General features: G+C 41.5%; 15 protein-coding genes. 10 read left to right on the forward strand and 5 right to left on the reverse strand.

Going from position 1 to position 20947, the window contains the following annotated elements:
- The first annotated feature begins 217 nt into the window (after window positions 1-217).
- Both dnaK and NSMS1_RS16110 read left to right on the forward strand, forming a co-directional pair.
- Window positions 218-2275: a molecular chaperone DnaK gene (dnaK, locus tag NSMS1_RS16105; protein ID WP_224085571.1), complete on the forward strand. Its 2058-nt coding sequence runs from the start codon at window positions 218-220 to the stop codon at window positions 2273-2275.
- A gap of 164 nt (window positions 2276-2439) precedes the next feature.
- Complete coding sequence (locus NSMS1_RS16110; RefSeq protein ID WP_224085573.1) at window positions 2440-3435, forward strand: DnaJ C-terminal domain-containing protein; 996 nt, start codon at window positions 2440-2442, stop codon at window positions 3433-3435.
- Between the two features lie 726 nt (window positions 3436-4161).
- Here NSMS1_RS16110 and NSMS1_RS16115 read toward each other — a convergent pair.
- Together NSMS1_RS16115 and NSMS1_RS16120 are read right to left on the reverse strand one after the other, a co-directional pair.
- Entirely contained in the window at window positions 4162-4917 is a 756-nt protein-coding gene (locus tag NSMS1_RS16115; protein ID WP_224085575.1) for a YebC/PmpR family DNA-binding transcriptional regulator, read from the reverse strand.
- Between the two features lie 76 nt (window positions 4918-4993).
- Entirely contained in the window at window positions 4994-5275 is a 282-nt protein-coding gene (locus NSMS1_RS16120) for a hypothetical protein (protein WP_224095434.1), read from the reverse strand.
- Here NSMS1_RS16120 and NSMS1_RS16125 point away from each other — a divergent pair.
- Window positions 5217-7829: an efflux RND transporter permease subunit gene (locus NSMS1_RS16125; protein ID WP_263432514.1), complete on the forward strand. Its 2613-nt coding sequence runs from the start codon at window positions 5217-5219 to the stop codon at window positions 7827-7829. The two genes, NSMS1_RS16120 and NSMS1_RS16125, sit on opposite strands and share 59 nt — an antisense overlap.
- Before the next feature lie 134 nt (window positions 7830-7963).
- On the opposite strand, the gene NSMS1_RS16130 is transcribed toward NSMS1_RS16125, so the two are convergent.
- Both NSMS1_RS16130 and NSMS1_RS16135 read right to left on the reverse strand, forming a co-directional pair.
- The gene (locus NSMS1_RS16130) at window positions 7964-8611 is read right to left on the reverse strand and encodes an MAE_28990/MAE_18760 family HEPN-like nuclease (protein ID WP_224085577.1); all 648 of its coding nucleotides are present in this window, start codon (window positions 8609-8611) and stop codon (window positions 7964-7966) included.
- On the reverse strand, window positions 8608-9717 hold the full coding sequence (locus NSMS1_RS16135) for a DUF262 domain-containing protein (protein ID WP_224085579.1): 1110 nt from the start codon (window positions 9715-9717) through the stop codon (window positions 8608-8610). Before NSMS1_RS16135 ends, NSMS1_RS16130 begins: the two co-directional genes overlap by 4 nt.
- A 153-nt stretch (window positions 9718-9870) precedes the next feature.
- Between NSMS1_RS16135 and hpnA the strand changes: the two genes are divergently transcribed.
- The 4 genes from hpnA (at window position 9871) to NSMS1_RS16155 (ending at window position 13438) form a co-directional block, all read left to right on the forward strand.
- Window positions 9871-10854 (forward strand): hopanoid-associated sugar epimerase, encoded by a 984-nt coding sequence (hpnA, locus tag NSMS1_RS16140; protein WP_224085581.1) that lies wholly within the window; start codon window positions 9871-9873, stop codon window positions 10852-10854.
- Between the two features lie 137 nt (window positions 10855-10991).
- Entirely contained in the window at window positions 10992-12008 is a 1017-nt protein-coding gene (gene hpnH / locus NSMS1_RS16145; protein WP_224085583.1) for an adenosyl-hopene transferase HpnH, read from the forward strand.
- 123 nt (window positions 12009-12131) lie between these two features.
- Window positions 12132-12506: a DUF2237 family protein gene (locus NSMS1_RS16150; RefSeq protein ID WP_224085584.1), complete on the forward strand. Its 375-nt coding sequence runs from the start codon at window positions 12132-12134 to the stop codon at window positions 12504-12506.
- Window positions 12507-12676: 170 nt separating this feature from the next.
- A complete protein-coding gene (locus tag NSMS1_RS16155; RefSeq protein ID WP_224085585.1) occupies window positions 12677-13438 on the forward strand; it encodes a hypothetical protein in 762 nt (253 codons plus the stop codon).
- A gap of 26 nt (window positions 13439-13464) precedes the next feature.
- Here NSMS1_RS16155 and NSMS1_RS16160 read toward each other — a convergent pair whose 3' ends face one another.
- Window positions 13465-14613 carry a quinone-dependent dihydroorotate dehydrogenase gene (locus tag NSMS1_RS16160; protein WP_224095250.1) on the reverse strand — a complete coding sequence of 383 codons (1149 nt, stop codon included), beginning with the start codon at window positions 14611-14613 and terminating at the stop codon, window positions 13465-13467.
- Between the two features lie 176 nt (window positions 14614-14789).
- Between NSMS1_RS16160 and NSMS1_RS16165 the strand changes: the two genes are divergently transcribed.
- From NSMS1_RS16165 to NSMS1_RS16175, 3 genes are all read left to right on the forward strand, one after another.
- A complete protein-coding gene (locus NSMS1_RS16165) occupies window positions 14790-17657 on the forward strand; it encodes a GAF domain-containing protein (RefSeq protein ID WP_224085586.1) in 2868 nt (955 codons plus the stop codon).
- A gap of 613 nt (window positions 17658-18270) precedes the next feature.
- A complete protein-coding gene (locus NSMS1_RS16170) occupies window positions 18271-20421 on the forward strand; it encodes an FAD/NAD(P)-binding protein (RefSeq protein ID WP_224085587.1) in 2151 nt (716 codons plus the stop codon).
- A 201-nt stretch (window positions 20422-20622) separates the two neighbouring features.
- The gene (locus NSMS1_RS16175) at window positions 20623-20940 is read left to right on the forward strand and encodes a hypothetical protein (protein ID WP_224085588.1); all 318 of its coding nucleotides are present in this window, start codon (window positions 20623-20625) and stop codon (window positions 20938-20940) included.
- Window positions 20941-20947 lie beyond the last annotated feature (7 nt).

Here is a 20947-nt window from a genome sequence, read left to right on the forward strand (position 1 = left end):
GATGAGGCTACAACATTCACAAAGGCTAGAACATACTAACCATCGTCAATGTTATCCTAGTCTTGCAACTAAATCCTCAAGCTGTAATTCCTCCGCTTTTTGCCTTAATGACGAATGTTATACCATTGAGGCAAGTTGATTCTGTAGCAAAAAGCTAGAGGTAGTTCTGCCCAACCATAATATATATAGTAAGACACAGTTAGGAGAAAAGTAACGCATGGGCAAGGTAGTCGGCATCGACTTGGGTACAACCAACTCAGTAGTCGCCGTAATGGAGGGTGGCAAGCCGGTGGTGATTGCCAATGCAGAAGGAATGCGAACAACCCCCTCCGTTGTAGGTTTCAGTAAGGATGGCGAAAGGGTAGTAGGACAAATGGCACGGCGGCAAACAGTCCTTAACCCCCAAAACACCTTTTTTGCAGCTAAACGCTTTATTGGGCGCAGGTATGCCGAACTCAGTCCTGAATCGAAGCGTGTACCATATACCATCCGTAAAGATGAAATTGGCAATATTAAAATTGCCTGTCCTCGTTTGGGTAAAGATTTTGCCCCAGAAGAAATTTCAGCAATGGTGCTGAAGAAGTTGGCAGATGATGCTAGTGCTTATTTAGGGGAACAAGTCACAGGCGCAGTGATTACAGTACCCGCTTATTTCAACGATTCCCAAAGACAAGCAACTCGTGATGCTGGTAGAATTGCTGGTTTAGAAGTGCTGCGGATTCTCAATGAACCGACAGCCGCATCTTTAGCTTATGGCTTAGATCGGGGTGATACAGAAACTATTTTAGTTTTTGACTTGGGTGGTGGGACATTTGACGTATCGATTCTGGAAGTTGGGGATGGAGTATTTGAAGTCAAAGCCACCAGTGGCGATACCCAACTGGGAGGAAATGACTTTGATAAGAAAATTGTTGATTGGTTAGCAGAGCAATTCTTAGAAACAGAAGGTGTAGACTTAAGACGGAGCGATCGCCAAGCCTTGCAACGTTTGATGGAAGCCGCAGAGAAAGCCAAAATCGAACTTAGCGCCGTCAGCGTCACTGATATTAACCTACCCTTCATTACCGCCACAGAAGAAGGCCCCAAACATATAGAAACTCGCTTGACACGCGCCCAATTTGAAGGCTTGTGTGGTGACTTATTAGGACGTGTCCGTAACCCAGTTAAACGCGCCTTAAAAGATGCGGGACTTAGACCAGATGATATAGAAGATGTCGTACTAGTTGGCGGTTCTACGAGAATGCCAATGGTGAAACAGCTAGTGCGTGATTTGATTGGCATTGAACCCAGCGAGAATGTTAACCCTGATGAAGTGGTAGCAATGGGTGCAGCCATTCAAGCCGGGATTCTAGCGGGACAATTTAAAGATGTGCTGCTGCTAGATGTTACACCCTTATCTTTGGGTTTGGAAGCGATCGGTGGCGTGATGAAAAAACTCATCCCCCGCAATACCACCATCCCCGTCCGCCGTTCTGATATTTTCTCAACGTCAGAAAATAACCAAAACTCCGTGGAAATTCACGTAGTCCAAGGTGAACGGGAAATGGCTGGTGATAACAAATCACTAGGACGTTTCAAACTCTACGGTATACCCCCAGCACCGCGAGGCATTCCCCAAATTCAAGTAGCATTTGATATCGATGCCAATGGTATTCTACAGGTGACAGCCTTAGATAGAACCACAGGTAGAGAACAGAGTATTACGATCCAAGGTGCTTCTACTTTGAGTGAAGCTGAAGTTAATCGGATGATTCAGGATGCCCAAAAATATGCTGATATCGACCGGGAACGCAAGGAGAGGGTAGAAAAACGCACCCGTTCAGAAGCTTTAATTCTCCAAGCCGAAAGACAACTGCGAGAAGTTGCCTTAGAATTTGGAATGCAGTTTGCCCGTAACCGTCGCCAGCGCATCGATAATATCAGCCGAGAACTGAAAGAAAGTCTCAAAGAAAATGACGATCGCGGTATTGACCAAGCTTACGCCGACCTGCAAGATGCTTTATATGAGCTAAATCGGGAAGTTCGTCAGTATTATGCTGAAGATGAAGACGACGATTTATTTGCCACCATCAAAGACATCTTTGTCGGTGATAAAGAAAAAGAACGCGACTATCCCAGAGACAATTATCGAGAACGTGATTCCTACAACAACAATAGGGACTACGGCAGAGATTATGGACGAGACAGCCGTCCCTCCTACGACAATAACCGTCCACCCCGCAGATCCCGTCCTAGCTATCAGGATAACTGGGATGATGACGATGATTGGCTGTAAAGCGGGGAGATGAGGGAGTGGGGGGAGTAGGGGGAGATGGGGAAGTAGGGGAGTAACAACTGTCAACTGTCAACTGTCCCCTCCTGAATGCGGATTTAATAATTGGTAATTGGTAATTACTAACAATTACCACTATCTAAAATTTAAAAGTTAAATAAATGAATATGCAGAATTTGCAGAATTTTCGTGATTACTACGAAATTTTGGGAGTATCTAAAGATGCAACTAATGAAGACATTAAAAAGAATTATCGGCGGTTAGCAAGACAGTATCATCCTGATTTAAATCCGGGGAATAAAGAGGCGGAAGAAAAGTTTAAAATTATCGGCGAAGCTTATGAAATGCTTTCCGATGCAACTAAACGCGCCCAATACGACCAGTTTAGCCGCTATTGGAAACGACAAGGTTTTCCTAAGCAAACTCCCAAACCCAAAGGCTGGGGCGAGAGTCGAACAGGAGAACGTAACGACAATGAGAATTTAGATCCAAGCCAATTTGCTAATTTTGAAGATTTCTTAAATCAAGTTATCGGGGTTGGTGGTCGTAGAGAAAGTAAAAATGGCGCTAGTAAAAATGCGACAGCAGACCCGTTTCGTTCACCGAAAAGCCGAGTTGAATATACAGTCCCGAAAAGTCCACCCCGTCAAACCCGTCGGGATATTGAGGCGAGATTAACCTTACCTTTAGAAAAGGCTTATTCTGGTGGGAATGAACGTATTAGATTAGAGGATGGGCGATCGCTAGAAGTAACAATGCCCCCAGGTATGGTTACAGGTCAAACTATCCGCCTACGCAATCAAGGTATGGGCGGCGGCGACCTCTATCTCAAAATCACGGTAGAACCTCACCCATTGTTTAAGCTTGATGGTGCGAATATATTCTGTCAAGTACCAGTAACACCTAGCGAAGCAGTTTTAGGAGGACAAGTAGAAGCACCTACTTTAGATGGCCCTGTGAAGATGACAATTCCTCCAGGAGTCAGGTCTGGTCAAAGATTCCGTTTGGCAAATAAAGGCTATCCTACCGACAATGGTAAACGTGGCGATCAATTGGTAGAAATTCAAATACTTACCCCAAAAACTATTAGCCAAGAAGAAAAAGAATTGTACGAAAAGATTCGGCAAATTGAAACCTTTAAACCCCGTGCTGATTTAATTTAATTAAGTAAACTATCACAACAGCATCTGCCACAATTACTTAATTGTTTTGGCAGTTATTATCTTGCGTAAAATTTACTTTTATAAATTTTGAAATGAACTTTAGCAATTCCCATTTAAGTGAGGTACAAAATTAGTATTTTTCAACGCAGAGGGACGCAGCGAAAAGTTCTGGAGGAGGGTTTCCCTCTCTTCGAGACGCTACGCGAACCGCAGGAAACTTTTCAAGGCAGAGGAAAGCGCAGAGGAACTCTGAGGTTTTCCCAATTTTATTAACCATGTACTCAGTACCTCAGCAGATTAGAAAACACTAAATATAGTGTTAAGTCCTATTAAAAGATTACTAAAATCCGAGTTAGTAATAATAACTTCTCAGCCCCAATTTATATATATGTTAGTTGAATATTAGCCAGTTGTAGTGAAGCGGTGATCAGTGCTGAGATTTTACTTTTCCCCTTGTATAGCGAATCTACAGCACTTAATCAACAACTGGCGTTAGGGTGGGCATCTAAGAGTTATGTAAGTAACATTATCTCTTAGTTGAATCTCTACCTTCCCGTAACCCTCTTGATATCTTATTTAAACTGCAATAGCAGAATCTTGGTTGCCAAAATGCCACAAAAATTTTGTTTGATTAATTGATTAAAGAAAGGGGTAGGGAAGAACCCTTTTCTTTTTTAGTTGTGGGTTTTCCCATTTATAGCTGTTAGGTAAGGCTGAAAATCTTTTCTAGGCGATGCTTACTGTCATAAGGTTTTCAGACATTTCAAAGTTAGATGTGACATTTTGAACATCATCTAAACCTTCTAAGGTATCAATTAATTTAAGTAGCGATCGCGCTTGGTCATGTTCCGTCACCTCTACATGATTACTAGGAATCCAGCGCAACTCAGCATCTGTGATTTTAAAACCTTTGTCCTTGAGTGTCTGGTTGAGGGTTTCTAAATTGGCTATCTCAGTAAACACCTCTGCCGTCTCATCTTCAGTCATCTCATAGGTTTCCGCACCACCTTCTAAGGATGCTTCCAAAAGCTTGTCTTCATCCACCACACCTTGGACAACGCACACACCCTTCTGGTCAAACATCCAGCTAACGCAGCCGGTTTCCCCCAGATTTCCCCCATTTTTGCTAAAAGCCACCCGCAAGTCAGCAGCCGTGCGATTGCGATTATCGGTGAGGGCTTCAATTAAGATGGCGACACCACCAGGGCCATAACCTTCATAGCGAATTTCCTCTAAACTAGCGCCATCACTAAAAGTACCTGCACCTTTAGCGATCGCCCGTTCTATATTATCGTTGGGAATACCAGCCGCTTTCGCTTTATCTATAGCTGTACGCAATTGAAAATTTCCGGCTGGGTCTGGAATCCCATTTCTAGCCGCTAGAATAATCGCCCTAGATAACTGAGTAAATGTCTTGCCCTTTTTGGCATCTACTACCGCCTTTTGGCGCTTAATATTTGCCCATTTACTATGTCCTGCCATAATTCAAAGTTTGATAGTTGTCAATAGTCAATAGTCAATAGTCATTAGTCAACAGTCATTAGTCCATAGTCAATAGTTATTCTCCCCCCTCTCCCTCATCTCCCTCATCTCCCCCCACTTCCCCACTGAAGACTCGCAAAGTGCCAAGGATTACTGTAGCATGACAAATAATTGTGTCTTCCGCATGATAATTTTCCAAGATGGTAAAGCGAAACGGCTCAAAATTAGCACGACAACGCTTCAATTTTTCCAGATGGGCGATTGAGTATTCGTGGCTCACTGTCAGTTTTTGGATTGCTGTGGCGGTAGCTGGTGCGCTGGCTTTCAGTTCTCTTAAGTATGCTTTGTTTCCTGACATTACCTTTCCGGTAGTGGTGGTAAATGCTACGGCTCCTCTACAAACTGCTGTGGATACAGAAACAAAGCTTACCATACCGATAGAGGAGCGCCTGCGTTCTCTAGAAGGACTAGATGATTTGCGCTCATCTAGTTATCCAGGTCAAGCTGCTGTTAGTCTGGCTTTTAATGTGGGAATAAATCTGGAAACGTCGAAAAGGGAAGTTGAAACAGCACTTAAACAGTTAACTTTGCCTCAAGGTGCAAGTTACAAAATTATTCCTCTAAACTTGAATGAGTCGGCGGCGGTAAGTTATGCCATTGAAAGTAGTTCTCGCAGTTTGGCAGATTTAACTAAGTTAGCCGAAGACCAAATTACACCAGCGATCGCTAAATTGCCTGGAGTTCTCAAAGTCTCGCTTTTAGGTACTGCTAATACCTCACCTCCCACAAGCCCTGCTAATAATAATCTAGCAGCGTTGACTCAAGGTGCAGGTACATTAGTCAGGTTCAACGGTCAACAGGCTTTAGCATTCCAGGTAATCAAACGTGGTGACGCTAACACCTTAGAAGTTGTCAGTCGAGTGGAAAAGGAAGTACAAAGACTGCGGACTAACCTCAAAGATGTCAAACTTACCTTAGCTGCAACTCAAGCTGAATATATTCGTCAAGCAACCAAGTCAACAATAGATGCTCTTATAGAAGCGATCGTCTTATCGATTGTGGTGATTTACCCATTTTTATGGAATTGGCGAGCAACTTTCATCTCCGCACTGGCGATTCCTACCTCCTTGCTGGCAACTTTTATTGTGATGGCGTTTTTTGGCTTTAACCTAGAAACCATCACCTTACTAGCTCTAGCATTGGTCATTGGCAGTGTAATCGATGATGCCATCCTAGACGTAGAAAATATCCTGCGGCACATTGAAGAAGGCGAAAACCCTCGTCAAGCAGCTTTCTCCGCCACAGATGAAATTGGCTTAACAGTTATCGCCACTACAGCCGCAGCCGTAGCTGTGTTCTTACCTATTGGTTTGATGGGTGGAGTAGTTGGTCAGTTCTTTAAGCCATTCGGCATTACAGTTTCAGCTTCCTACATAGCTTCTACCTTGGTTGCTCGGACTTTATCGCCGGTGCTATCTACTTACTGGCTCAAACCGATTAAAAAAACACCTCAACGTCGAGAAGCCAACATTTGGATAAGATTTACAGAATTTTACAGAAACTTACTTAAATGGTCTTTAAATCATCGTAAAACAGTCGTCGCTCTAGCCGTAATCAGTTTTGTTGCTGGTATGGCATTAATCCCATTTATTCCTAAAGGTTTTATTCCCAAATTAGACCGGGGCGAATTTAATATCACCTACACTGCACCTCTACCAAAAATTCCTGATTTGGCGGCTTTACAGCAACAACTAGCACAAGCAAGACAAGGAAGCAATATTAACCCATCTCAAATACCTAATTCTCAACCTCTAATGCCCATCCCTCTCCCCCTCAACGACTCTCTGACAGTAGCTAAAAAATTAGAAGAGGCGGTGAGGAAGTACCCTGATGTGCAAACAGTGTTTACTACAGTTGGCTCCCGTGAGGGTGAACCAAATAAAGGCACACTGTACGTAAAACTCAAGGAAGACCGCAAAATTCAGACGGCGCAATTACAAGACGAATTGCGTAAAAGTTTACCCAGTCTTCCAGGTGTGACTACCAGCATCGAAGACATTCAATTTGTAGATACTGGCGGACAAAAACCTCTACAAGTAGCGTTACAGGGTAATGATTTACAACTTCTCAATAAAACCGCTAAGGCAATTAAAGAGCGTATTGAGAAAATACCTGGCTTTGCTGATGTTACAGTCACAGGTGAAAACAATACCCAAGAGCAGGTTTTCCAAGTGGAGCGCCTCAATAACAAGCGGGTAGCTTACATCAGTGCCAATTTGGGGCAGGGTTTATCTTTAGGTGATGCTACTGATAAGATAGTAGCAGAAGCCAAACCAATCTTACCAAATGGCATCACTTTGGACTTGGGTGGAGACTCGGAACGTCAAAATGAAGTTTTTGGTAGTTTTGCCTCTACTTTGGTGTTATCTGCACTGTGCATTGTTGGGGTATTGATTTTATTGTTCAGAAGTTGGATAGATCCCATAATTATCGGCGTTTCTTTACCACTATCAATTGTGGGTGCAATGCTGTCGTTACTTTTTACCAAGAGTGATTTCGGCATGATTTCACTGATTGGTTTTGTATTCTTACTGGGACTGGCAAACAAAAATGCGATCGTCTTGGTAGATTACATTAACCAATTGCGTCAAACTGGTTTAAGTCGTACAGAAGCAATTCTCAAAGCAGGCCCGGTGCGTTTGCGTCCCATCGTCATTACCACGATGTCTACTCTGTTAGGGATGCTACCGATCGCATTAGGATTAGGTGCAGGTTCAGAATTGCGATCGCCGATGGCTGTAGCTATTGCTGGAGGTCTAGTTACTTCTACCATCCTTAGTTTAATTGTAATACCTGTGGTCTACTCGATTTTAGATGATTGGTTCCCTCGTTTTAAAAAGGTAACAAAATAGAATCCGCTAGGGTGCGTCAAGGTCAAATTGTTCAATTCATTATCTAATTGTTCAATTGACTTTTTGACGCACTGAACTAGTGGTATAAGTTTTGTAAGTCTTTGAATCCCGTTAAACACTTATTAAGAACTGCTTTATTTTTTCAAGGTGAAATCCTTATTAACGGAGGCATTTTCTATCTGATTTCGAAATATATCAAGCATTGCAATAACTTCTGTATGTAATTGTATATATTCTTCTCTATCAATTAACAAAAAGTTACCATGTGCAATTTCGTTTCGTGTCTTTAAAAGCTGTTCATCTATTAATTTTGATTTTGTAGAATAAACAGAAAAGTCTATTCCCAAAATATGAGTTATTTCTTTTAAAATGTCCGAAGAAAGATTTGATGCAGTAGATATTGCTTCTTGGGGTAAAGAGCATTTGCCGTCTAATTTATAAACAAAGAAGTCACAAACAGGTATATATAATGATGGTTTATTTGTATCTTTTGCCTCTTTTAGTTTTTCTTTCATTGCCAAAGCTAGAAAGTTACTAGCTAGCTGATCATAGCGAAGTTTTTGTAGAGCAACGTGTTCTAGATAAGAGTTGGAAGCTAACTTAACAAAACCTTCCCAATGAGCATAAAGAATACATACTTCACTGCGAATTAGCGCATTGTGTCTTTGAAGAGAAACATCTCTTAATTCTATCAAGGACTTAACTTCTGAAAGTTCCTTTTTTCGCCAAGCAAGATCATCTGCCAGTTTATCGCTTAGTTGTTCAGATGTTCGGACTTTCATACAGGAGAAAATATTCTTCTACCAAGTGGAATCAGATAGGGTAAACGTCTTGCAGCATTCACACCTGCACCAGACCATTTTCTATAAATTTGATCTGACCAAATACCTTTTATGTTTTCACATATTTGCTCAACCGGGGGTAGATTTTCATAGTTGTATCCAATTCCTAATGCTACTACCTCAAATGCGGATAATAGAAACCCACCTAAAAATCTGTTTTGTTCAGGTTTATATCTTCTGAAACTATCATCACCTGTAATTTCGTTAAGAATATCAAATGTTTTTTTAAACGCTGTTTCTATATGGCCATAATCTAATTCTTGCTCAAGAGCCATTTTCCTCATCTCTTCTGTTAGAAAGACGCTAACATCATCACCTAATTTGCTAATATCTGCCTCAGTTTTATCAAATAGAAGAATAAAACGTAATACCAATTCCATATCATACTGTTCTTCGTAAAGCCTATCACTGAGAGCAATACAATTTTTGAATTTTTCATAATCTGCAAGAGAACGCATTAAATCATATAGTCTATTATTTAACATCAAAAGTATACAATTCCTCACTTCTTGAGGCGTAGCAATTGATCCTCCTGTATTCAGTCGTTGGAATAACTCATATTTAATCATTGCATCACTTTCTTTTTTGACAATATTGACTATGATTTTTGCTCGCTTAATCAGTAAGCGCTGTGCTTGAGTCAAAGAATTGTCAGGATCATTTGGATCATCCCATTTTTTACCTTTTAAAGAAGGTAAATATGTGGTTTCTTGTAAAGTCACTGGATTTTGACTTTCTTCTTGCTCTTCTTTTCCTAAAATACCTATAAATTCATATATAGTTGATAGTCTCTGAAGACCATCCACAACATCCCAAATACCATCATCTCTCTGGCTGACAAAAATTGGTGGGATTGGTATGCCTAAAAGAATAGATTCAATAAAAGTCGATTTTTGATGTTCTGACCAACGGAAAAATCTTTGAAATTCTGGATGAATATCGATCTCATTACTCTGATAAAGGCTTATCAATTCACCAATAGACATTGAATAGTCGTCCGTCCGAATTTCTTGCCTTGTTTTGTCAATTTCTTCTTGCAGGGGCATGATTAAAAATAATGTATAATTCTATTTATAACTATCTTTTTATGATAATTATATTAAAATTATATCCTTAGAGAATCATTATAAACATAAAAAAATCGGCAAAATTGCCGAATACTATGGATAATAAAATACTGAGGATTAAGAGGTCATTGAATGCGGGTTTTTGTCACAGGGGCTACAGGCTTTGTTGGGGCTAATTTAGTCCGCTTGTTACTGGAACAGGGATACACAGTCAAAACCTTAGTCCGCCCTCACAGCAACCTGGGTAATTTACAAGGGTTGGATGTGGAAATTGTTGAAGGGGATTTCGAGAACCAGTATCTTTGGCGACAAATGTCTGGCTGTCGTTATCTATTCCATGTAGCCGCCCATTATTCCCTGTGGCAAAAAGACCGTGATTTACTTTATCGAAATAATGTGCTTGGTACTTTTCAGGTGTTGGACGCAGCCCAAAAAGCCGGAATTGAACGCACTGTGTACACAAGTTCCGTAGCGGCTATTGGGGTAAATCCATCGGGTGCAATTGTCGATGAAACTTATCAAAGTCCTGTGGAGAAGCTAATTGGACATTATAAAAAGTCTAAGTTTTTAGCAGAACAAGAAGCTATGCAGGCAGCCGCTAAAGGACAAGATGTGGTTATAGTCAACCCCAGCACTCCCATAGGCCCTTGGGATATCAAACCTACACCCACAGGTGATATTATTTTGCGATTCCTACGGCGACAAATGCCAGCTTACGTCAACACAGGACTAAATTTAATTGATGTGAGGGATGTAGCCTGGGGACATTTACTAGCATTAGAGAAAGGCAAAAGTGGCGATCGCTATATCTTAGGAAATCAAAACCTTAGCCTCAAGCAATTACTAGAAAAGCTTTCCGAAATTACAGCTTTACCCGCTCCCCAATTGACTGTCCCAGGATGGCTACCCTTAACAGTCGCCTGGATAGAAGAAAAAATCCTTGCCCCATTAGGAAGAACTCCCTCAGTACCTATAGATGGTGTCCGTATGGCACAACAAACCATGTACTACGATGCTTCAAAAGCTGTCCGAGAATTGGGTTTACCTCAATCTCCAGTGGATGTTGCTCTGAAAGATGCGGTGAATTGGTTTGTTTCTCAGGGGTATGTGAAGTGAGGAGATGTAGCTTGCTTCTCGTAGAGTGGGAGATGAGGAAGATGAGGGAGTAGGGGAAGATAAGGGAAGACAGTTTACTGTCAACTGTCAACTGTCAACTGTCAACTGTCAACTGACTATGAGGAGTGATCAGGAAAATGGGTGTTAATTTACAACAAGCGATCGATATTGGTAAGTATTTAGTAACTCAACGTCTTCTAGGACGTAAGAGATTTCCTTTAGTGTTGATGCTGGAACCACTATTTCGCTGTAATTTAGCTTGTACTGGTTGTGGGAAAATTCAGCATCCTACAGAGATATTGAAACAAAACTTGACTCCTGAACAGTGCTTTGCCGCAGTGGAAGAATGTGGCGCACCAGTGGTTTCAATTCCTGGGGGTGAACCACTACTGCATCCCCAAATTGACGAGATTGTTCAGGGATTAGTCGAGCGGAAAAAGTATGTTTACTTGTGTACAAATGGGTTGTTATTAGAAAAGAGCTTAGATAAGTTTAAACCCTCACCTTACTTGACTTTTAGTGTGCATCTAGATGGGTTGAAAGATTGGCATGATAAATGTGTAGATCGGCAAGGGGTATTTGACATTGCTGTCAAAGCCATCAAAGCTGCCAAAGCTAAAGGATTTCGTGTCACCACCAACACCACAATTTTCGAGGGTTGCGATCCCAAGGAAATGCAGGAGTTCTTTGATTTCCTGGAAACACTCAACACCGATGGCATGATGATTTCGCCTGGTTATAGTTACGAATGGGCTCCGGATCAAGACCATTTCCTCATAAGAGAACAAACACGCGCCCTTTTCCGAGAAATACTTACTCCTTATAAGACTGGTAAGAAAAACTGGAATTTCAACCACAACCCTTTATTCTTAGACTTTCTTGTAGGTGAGAAAGATTATGAATGCACACCTTGGGGTAGCCCTAGCTATAGTGTTCTTGGATGGCAAAAACCTTGTTATCTTTTGAATGAAGGACATTACAGCAGTTTCAAACAACTGTTAGCAGAAACAGACTGGAGTAAATACGGCCGCGCCAGTGGTAATCCCAAGTGCGCAGATTGCATGGTTCACTGTGGCTACGAACCTACAGCCGCTATGGATGCGATGCAGCCGCAAAATATTACCCGTTCTTTGGGTAGTGTGTTTGGGAGATAGTAGGAATTAGGGGGGATGAGGAGTGGGGGAAGATGAGGGAGAATAAGAAGTAATGATTCTCTGGTACTTACTAATAATTACTTTCTATACCTACTCCCTACTTCCACTTTTAAGGATTTTCATATGGCACAAGCAGAAAATGTAATTGGCACAGATTTAGAGCTTTGTTGTTCTTCGCCCGTAACTGGCTTTTATCGTGATGGGTTTTGCCAAACAGGCGCTTATGATACAGGGATGCACGTTGTTTGCGCTCAGGTGACGGCAGAATTTTTGGAGTTTACTAAATCCCGTGGTAATGACTTGAGTACCCCCTATCCTGAATATAATTTTCCTGGTTTGAAGCCGGGCGATCGCTGGTGTTTATGTGCAGCACGTTGGCAAGAAGCCTTAGAAGCTGGAGTAGCGCCACCTGTAGTTCTCGCCGCTACCCATGCTAGAGCTTTGGAAGTATGTTCGTTGGCGGATTTGAAACAATATGCGTTGACAGTTGACAGTTGACAGTGGGCAGTTGAGGTTGAAGGGAAAATATTAAGTTTTACTTTTTTTCTTCTCTTTTCCCTTTGATTTTCCCCTTTTGCCATCACTTTGCCAAAATATACAAAAACCTGTCCCGATTTTTGCCAATATAATATATTATTTCCGAAAAAATTCGCTTGGCAAAAATCGGCATGAGTGAAAAAACATTAGAAAGTAACGGGAAGGCTTTTCTCGTTCTACTTTTGCCAATATCGTTCTTAGTTATTTTCCTGGTTTCCACCTGGAGATTTTTGCTGGCGCTTATTGTCCTGGCCATTGGTTTCAGAATTTGGCAAGAATATCAATGGCAACAGTGGTGTCAGCGAGTTAACCCAATTTTCAGTCAGTTAGTTCGGGAAAACCAAGGCAAAATTACGCCAATGGATTTGGCAATTCGTGGCAATTTTCCTGGCCCGACGGCAAAACGTTATTTAGATGGTAAAGCTTCAGAATTTGGTGCAAGTTTACTACCAGCCCCAGAAGGCGGTGAAATTTATTACTTCATCACGGCAAGTATTCTAGGCAACATACTTGATAGTAGTGAGCCTGTGAGACAAATTGCATCTCAACCAGTGGCGACAGAAGCGCGATCGCTCCTAGCACCTCCCCCAGAACCAGTAGTTGAACCAGAACATATAGCTGAAACTGAAGTTGAACTGGAAGCTGAGTTACTACTACCAGCTACCCATCAAGAAGTTAAGCCAAATTTATCAAGACAGCTAGTTTTTGGTTCTCTAATTCAATCTGAATTGGCGAAACGGCTTAACGTTTATTCCAGCACTGTGTACAAACGGCGCAATGATCCAGAATTTCCCGAATGGACTCGCAGCCGCGATCCTGATGGAATTGCTTGGAGTTTTTCTGAAAGAACTAAGGAGTTTTTCCCATTAGAAGAAAGTGAAGACAAAAGTTAAATTGATTGTTGACTGTTGACTGTTGACTATTGACTATTGACTTCTCCACTTTTAAATTCTAAACCTACAGCTTCGCTGATGGAATTTAATCCTTGTTCTTCTAACTTAGCCAGCAACCCAGTCAAAATTCGGCGTACCATCATTGGGCCTTCATAAATCCAGCCTGTATAAACTTGAATCAGGCTGGCTCCAGCAGTAATTTTTGCCCAAGCATCTTCCGGGGTAAATATGCCACCAACCCCAATGATGGGTATTTGCCCTTGGGTTTGCTGCCAAATAAAACGAATGACTTCCGTGGAGCGATCGCGCACTGGCGCACCGCTAATTCCTCCCGCTTCCTCTTGGGGTGGCTTGCCTGTCTGCTCAATTACCTGAGTTTTCAACCCATCACGGCGAATTGTGGTGTTAGTGGCAATAATCCCCGCTAACTGGTAGGTTTTAGCCAATTTAATAATGTCCGCGATCGCTTCCCATTCCAAATCCGGCGCTATCTTGACAAATATTGGTTTGTGTGAGTTATTTTCTGTTTGTAATAGCTCTAGGATAGAACTGAGCATAGAGGCATCTTGGAGCGATCGCAAACCTGGGGTATTGGGAGAAGAAACATTCACTACAAAATAGTCACCCAATTCCTTAAGTAAGCGAAAACTATATAAATAATCTTCTGCGGCTGCTTCTAGGGGTGTCACCTTAGATTTGCCCAAATTGACACCTATAGGTATAGAAAACTGCCCCTTTTCTGGAGCTAAACGTTCTGCCAATGCAGCCGCACCACTATTATTAAAACCCATACGGTTAAGAGCAGCCTGATCCAACGGCAAACGAAACAGACGCGGCGGTGGATTTCCAGGCTGTGGGATGTAAGTTACAGTTCCCAGTTCTGCAAAACCAAAACCCAAACTAGACCAAATTTTAGCTGCTACGCCATCCTTATCAAACCCAGCAGCCAAACCCACAGGATTAGAAAAATCTAAACCAAACAAACTCTGTTGCAACCGAGAATCGTGTAAGCATAGAGACTTTTGTAGTGCATTATATACCCACTTAGTGCTGGTGCGATCGCTTGTGTGTGACAACCAACTAAAACTCCGCATAGTCTGCTGATGTAGCCACTCAGGATCAGCCTTCAGCAAATTAAATAAAAGCGGACGCAAAGCAAATTGATATATGTCCATAGTCATTAGTCATGGGTTATTAGTAATTAGTCCATAGTCCATAGTCAAAAGTCCATAGTTATTAATCTTTCTCCCCCATCTCCCCCCACTCCCCACTCCCTTTCTTCCCGAACTATCAATAAACACTCGAAAAGATATAAGTGAGGGTAAATTGGGCATCTTATATATTACAAGTTATGTTTATTAAAAATCAGATGGGGCAGTCCTACAAACCGATAGCCGCCGCCGAACAACCTATTCTTGCCTTGGGGCGTGTTTTGCAAAGTCTCAGGGAAGAAGATGATGTTGATGTTCTGATTGAGACTGCTATTGCTTATATTAAACAGGAATTTAACTACAATCTCGTGTGGATTGCTAGTTATGATCGCCTCAAGCACGCTTTGTTGGGACGGGGGGGTATTGCGCCTAGTCGTGATCTGAGCTTTTTACGAAAACGGCTGGTGCTACAACCAGGCGATTTATTGGAACAAGTAGTTATTCAACAGTCTCCTTTAGGAGTTGCAGACATCCGCAATGAAAAACGGGCTGGGGAATGGCGAGAATTTGGCACAAAATTTAATATTCAAGGGACGATAATGTTGCCCATGCGTTATAAAGACCGATGTATGGGCTTACTGTTACTAGGTTCGGAACGCTGGGGTTATTTGCTACCGGAAGATGCTAAGGCACGTTTAATGATAATCTTGGGTGAATTAGCAGCAATACTTTATCAAAAGGAAATAGATTTGCAGCACAAGCAAATCAAACGTCCTGATGAACCATTATTAAAATTATTAGAAAATGTCCGTAATTTAACTAGTTTAGAAGAAAGGTTAAAAGCGGTAGTAAAAGCTACCCATGATTTTGTCTCTCCTAGTCGTACCAATGTTTACTGGTTTGAGAGACAAGGGCGCTATTTTTGGTGTCGGATGGGTAATCAATTAGTTCACCTGGGAAGGGATAATAACCGTGAACAGCCAGCCGCAGGAATGACGGTACAAGAGTTAAATGATTTGTATTATGCTTTGTCGGTAAATCAGATAGTTTGGGTTGGTGATGCTCGTAGTTCCCTTAAAGGTCAGTTTACTGCTAAGTTGTTGGAACGTTTGCGGGTGCGATCGCTCCTAGCTGCACCCATTATTTGGCAGAAAGATTTATTGGGTTTCGTGGCTGTGGAAGATTATGAACCGCGTATCTGGACGGATGCGGAGAAAAATTTTGTCCAAGGTGCGGCAGGGTTTATTTCCTTAGTAGCTCCCAATGACAATATAGAAGATACTGTTAAACAAATTCAAGAAGATTCTCAGTTAACTAGTGAAGTTGCCCAAAGTATTTACACTCATCAAGACTTAAAAGAAACTTTACGTACTTGTGCTGCTAGGGTAACAAATCGCTTAAATGCTTCACGCTTTTTACTATTACATTACGACCACGACCTCAATAATTATCAAGTTATTTACCAAACTCAGCCTCACAACCGTCGTTCTTTCAACTCTGGTTTTAGTCTGTTGACTGAAACTGATAGACAGATGTTGAAATCTGCCAAAACTACGGTAGCAGTTGAAAATATAGAAGAAGATTTACGCTTTTTTAACTGGCGTTCCCTTTTATTAGAAAATGGTGTGCGATCGCTGTTAATTTGCAATTGCGCTCAAGGTCATAAAGGAGAAACATTATTAATTGTTACCCATGCCAGCCCTCGCAGTTGGACAAATCAAGAAAAAGAATTACTGTGGGTTGTCAGTCAACAAATTGGTGTAGTTGTCAGACAGTGGCGTTTACAAACAAATAACGAACAGCAGCAACAAGTCCTCCACAGTATTGAACAATCTTTAAACATTGTCAAAGGAACTGAGAGCGAAAATAATGAACCCAAACAACATCATCTAGAATCTAAAGCACTAGAACAAATTGCATCTGTACTTAATTGTCCTTTGGCACTGTTATTATCTTGGTCGGATGGAGATTCTACAGCAGAAATTATTCCTGGTGTAATTGTTGATAGTAAATTTGATGTTTTAATAACTGCTAAACTTCTTGTTCAGTATGAAGCCTTAATTCAATGGGCGTTATCTGAAAAAGGTTACTTATGTGTGAGCATAGATCAAATACCAGCAGAAACGCGCAGATGGTTAAAAGGTTCGGGTATCGGACAAGTCCTAATCATAGCTTTACGGACTGGTGTTGATCACCAACCAACAGGAGTAGTATTGTTAGCAGACCATCGAGAACGCCACTGGTCGCAATATAGCCTCAATGCTGGGGAAATTCTCATTAATCAACTAGCTTGGTTGCGTCGTCAACAACAAATTAATCAACGTCTTAAGTCTACAACTCAAAAACTACGCCAACTCAATTGGTATAAACATCGCCGTCTAGAAGAAATTCAGCGCACAACGACAAGTTTACTTGGACAAATTCATGATTTGGGCATTCCCAGCAATGATTTAACACAGACGCGCTATCAATTATTGCTGCGACAGTTAGACCATACTGCAACCTCAATGACAGCAATGGTTAAGCAGGAACAATGGCAATTGTATATAGGTTGGGAAACTATGCCTATTGCTACCTTGCTTAAGCGATCGCTTGAGCGTGTAGACTGTTTAGTCAAACAACAAAAGCTGTGGGTTGGTGTCCACGGTTTGGCACAACCTTTGACAGAAAAGGAAGCTGTTCCTGCTCCAAGTAACCCTTCACTTATGGCGATCGCTGGCGATATTATAAAATTTGAATTGATTCTCCACGAATTATTACTTGCCGCCTGTCACCGTTCTCCCAACAACAATAGAGTAGATATTTGGTGTCGTCGTTTAAATGAGCGCTTTTTAGAAGTGTCAATTACTGATAATGGCACGATTGAACCCCAATTGTTGACAGAGTTACAACAAAAGACGCATCAAGACATTCTTGCTATATCTCGTTTAGAGAAATCACCTATTTTGAATTTGCTGATTTGCCAACACTTGATGCAGCAATTAGGAGGAGAATTAGATATTTACCAATTACCCGATCATCGTGTAGCCAGTCGCTTAGTGCTGCCATTGGCTGAAGGTAATTCGTAATTTGTCATAATTAAGTATTAACCATAATATCTGCTTGAGAAATCCCCCTGAGCCTTTGTGGTAAAAATTATTAAACCACAGAGGCTCAAAGTCACAGAGAGACAATCAGCGTTTTATTAATCACCTTGAAAGTAGGGGAGTACTGCTGTGCGCCCCTAAAGATAATCGATGTGTTGCAAAGATTTTTTGAATCGTTATTAGATGGTTAATACCAACCTTACTAATGATTTTTCTCCCTGTTCCTGAGTGACTACGGAATTTCTCAAGCTGTACTATGTCATCAAACCTTGATATTTACTACAGATGATTTTGTTATGAAATATTGTTAATTACACAGTTCGGTGAAAAGCCCGGTAATTTTATCGGATTGTGATAAAAAAGTTGTCTTTAAAAGATATCAAAAGCTGGAAATGGTTATCATATCAAGATTTTAGCTTTTTACTTCTCCCGATCCCCGCATTGATAATTGCAGGGATTGAATCAGCAAGTGAAATTACCCCTTTTTCTTGTGGTTATTGGGTTTTTTAGTTGAGGTACGAAGTTGCTTTAGCATAAATTTGGAGTTTTTCACCGTAAATTTATGAGTAAGCAGCAAGCATGACTCACTCAAACTATGAACAACATCCTCAACCTCAGTGTTTCACCTGCATCAATTGCCATTATTGGCGGTGGTTTTAGTGGTTCTCTGGTAGCCGCCAATCTTCTACGCAATGCCACAACACCCATATCTATCAAGTTAATTGAACGCAGCCCAGAAGTGGGTAGAGGAGTTGCTTATGGTACGAAATTTGATAGTCACTTGCTGAATGTGCCAGCCGGGAAAATGAGCGCATTTCCTGATGAACCCGATCACTTTTTGCATTGGCTGCACAGCAACGGATATCAACACATGACCGCCGCTACCTTTGCACCACGTAAAGTTTACGGCAATTATATACAAGCAATTTTACATGAGGCAGAAACCAACGCCCCGGCCGATGTGCGACTGGAAAGAATTATAGATGAAGCGATCGCCATCGAAACCAATAAGCGCGGTACTAAGTTATACCTCAGTAGTGGTAAATATTTGTATGTACAGAAGGCTGTATTAGCATTAGGAAACTTCCCAGCATCCTTACCTGCGCCAATTGCCACCTTAAATAATGTAAAAGATGCTTGGTCAGATGATGCAATTGAAGATTTACAACCAGACGATAGCATTTTGTTGGTAGGTACTGGGTTAACAATGGTCGATGCGGTTGTCGCCCTGCATCAACAAGGCTTTACCGGAAAAATTCATGCTGTCTCTCGTCATGGTTTAATGCCCCAGCGTCACAAACAAGTTAACGCCTATCCAACATTTATTAATGTAGAAAATGCGCCTAAAACTGCATTAGCACTGCTACGCTTGGTACGTCAAGAATTGAGCAAAGCGCAAGATTGGCGTGCTGTTATTGATGCCATTCGCCCAGTTACTCAAAAACTTTGGCAAGCAATGCCAGTCAAAGAACAAAAGCGTTTCCTGCGCCATGTCAAAGCTTACTGGGAAGTTCACCGCCATCGTATTGCTGAGGGTATTGCTGATATTTTGGATGGTTTGATGGCTTCTGGGCAGTTGAAGCATTACGGCGGCAGGATTCAAAGCTGTAGCCAGTCAGAAAATGGTATAGATGTGACCATTCGGGAACGAGAAACCCAAAAAGACCTAGTTTTACAAGTCAAGAGAATTATTAACTGTACAGGGGCAAACTGTAACTATCGCAGATTTCAACATCCCTTAATTGCTAGTTTGCAAGAACAACGGTTAATTCGCCCTCATGCTTTATCTATAGGCATTGAAACAGCCCCCAACGGTGCGCTTATCGATGCCAACGGTGATGTATCGACAATGCTTTATACCTTGGGAACACCACGCAAAGGTAATTTGTGGGAAACAACAGCCGTTCCAGAAATTCGGGTGCAAGCAGCTTCTTTGGCGCAAGAGTTACTGAAATCTGTTACTTCTACAACCTATGCTGCTGTAGGAAGAGATTGCTTCATTTCCAGCCCATCGTTCGCGTTGCAGCAACCAGCTATGCTATTTCGCCAACTATTTGACAAAGAATCGAGTACTTATACTTACTTAATTGCTGACTCACAAAAGGGGACAGCTATTTTGGTAGATCCTGTATTAGAACAGGTAGACCGTGATTTACAAGTATTGCAAGAATTAGGCTTAACTCTGAAATATTGCCTAGAAACTCACATCCACGCTGACCACATTACCGGGACAGATAGATTGCGATCGCTTACAGGGTGTTTGGGTATTTTACCAGTGAAAGCCGCCGCTACCTGTGCAGATTTTTATATTGCGGATGGTCAAACATTAGAATTAGATAGTGTGAATATTCAAGCGATCGCCACTCCAGGTCATACTGATAGTCACATGGCTTACTTGGTTAACGGTACGCATTTATTAACCGGAGATGCCCTATTCATTCGCGGTTGTGGTCGTACCGACTTCCAAAACGGCAATCCTGGTGCATTGTACGATGCCGTCACCCAGAAACTATTCACTCTCCCAGAAGAAACCCTAGTCTACCCTGGTCATGACTACCAAGGGCGGACAGTCTCCACAATTGGCGAAGAAAAGCGCTGGAACCCACGTTTTGCCGAACGCAGCCGCAGCCAATTTATTGAGTTAATGAATAACCTCGACTTACCCAAACCCAAGAAAATGTTAGAAGCTGTACCAGCAAATCAGCAATGCGGCAGAGTTTTATTAGCATTGGATTATCAGATTTGAATCAACTAGGGAGCGGAAATAATTAGGTCGGCGTAAATAATTATTGTTGTAATAAGGCAGGGGGCAGGGAGCAGGGAGAGAAAGAGTTTGAGTCTTATTTACTTTTCTTTACATAGTTTGATTTTATTGCACCGACTTACTTAATTGATAATTTAATATTAGGAATTATCAATTAAATTCTCGCTCTTTCTACGGCTTCTAATGCTTACTTATATTCAAAAGCCATACAAATTTATCGCATTAATACTGATATTAATTATCTCAAACGCTGTAACATTACCTGCTATGGCTGATGTATGCCGCAATTATTTCGGTCAGCGTATTTGTATTGTGAGTATTAATCGCAGTGCTAAAAATTATTGGGAATATCGGGCTAGTTTAACTGTTGACGGAGTGAAAAGACCCCAGGAAGTTTACAACTGTCGTCAAAAATTTAGGGTGCAACAAGACGGAGCTATCGTACAATTCAAACCCAAAGATCCAGGTGAATTAATCTGTAGTTTTTTCAGAAAGACTTGATATAAGG

This window comes from Nostoc sp. MS1 (genome assembly GCF_019976755.1).
Classification (GTDB): domain Bacteria; phylum Cyanobacteriota; class Cyanobacteriia; order Cyanobacteriales; family Nostocaceae; genus Trichormus.

Bases quoted from the DNA above. Each gene is read 5' to 3' on its own strand.
- dnaK (WP_224085571.1), top strand. From the start codon at position 218: ATGGGCAAGGTAGTCGGCATCGACTTGGGTACAACCAACTCAGTAGTC.
- NSMS1_RS16110 (WP_224085573.1), top strand. From the start codon at position 2,440: ATGCAGAATTTGCAGAATTTTCGTGATTACTACGAAATTTTGGGAGTA.
- NSMS1_RS16115 (WP_224085575.1), bottom strand. From the start codon at position 4,917: ATGGCAGGACATAGTAAATGGGCAAATATTAAGCGCCAAAAGGCGGTA.
- NSMS1_RS16120 (WP_224095434.1), bottom strand. From the start codon at position 5,275: ATGTCAGGAAACAAAGCATACTTAAGAGAACTGAAAGCCAGCGCACCA.
- NSMS1_RS16130 (WP_224085577.1), bottom strand. From the start codon at position 8,611: ATGAAAGTCCGAACATCTGAACAACTAAGCGATAAACTGGCAGATGAT.
- NSMS1_RS16135 (WP_224085579.1), bottom strand. From the start codon at position 9,717: ATGCCCCTGCAAGAAGAAATTGACAAAACAAGGCAAGAAATTCGGACG.
- hpnA (WP_224085581.1), top strand. From the start codon at position 9,871: ATGCGGGTTTTTGTCACAGGGGCTACAGGCTTTGTTGGGGCTAATTTA.
- hpnH (WP_224085583.1), top strand. From the start codon at position 10,992: ATGGGTGTTAATTTACAACAAGCGATCGATATTGGTAAGTATTTAGTA.
- NSMS1_RS16150 (WP_224085584.1), top strand. From the start codon at position 12,132: ATGGCACAAGCAGAAAATGTAATTGGCACAGATTTAGAGCTTTGTTGT.
- NSMS1_RS16155 (WP_224085585.1), top strand. From the start codon at position 12,677: ATGAGTGAAAAAACATTAGAAAGTAACGGGAAGGCTTTTCTCGTTCTA.
- NSMS1_RS16160 (WP_224095250.1), bottom strand. From the start codon at position 14,613: ATGGACATATATCAATTTGCTTTGCGTCCGCTTTTATTTAATTTGCTG.
- NSMS1_RS16165 (WP_224085586.1), top strand. From the start codon at position 14,790: ATGTTTATTAAAAATCAGATGGGGCAGTCCTACAAACCGATAGCCGCC.
- NSMS1_RS16170 (WP_224085587.1), top strand. From the start codon at position 18,271: ATGAACAACATCCTCAACCTCAGTGTTTCACCTGCATCAATTGCCATT.
- NSMS1_RS16175 (WP_224085588.1), top strand. From the start codon at position 20,623: ATGCTTACTTATATTCAAAAGCCATACAAATTTATCGCATTAATACTG.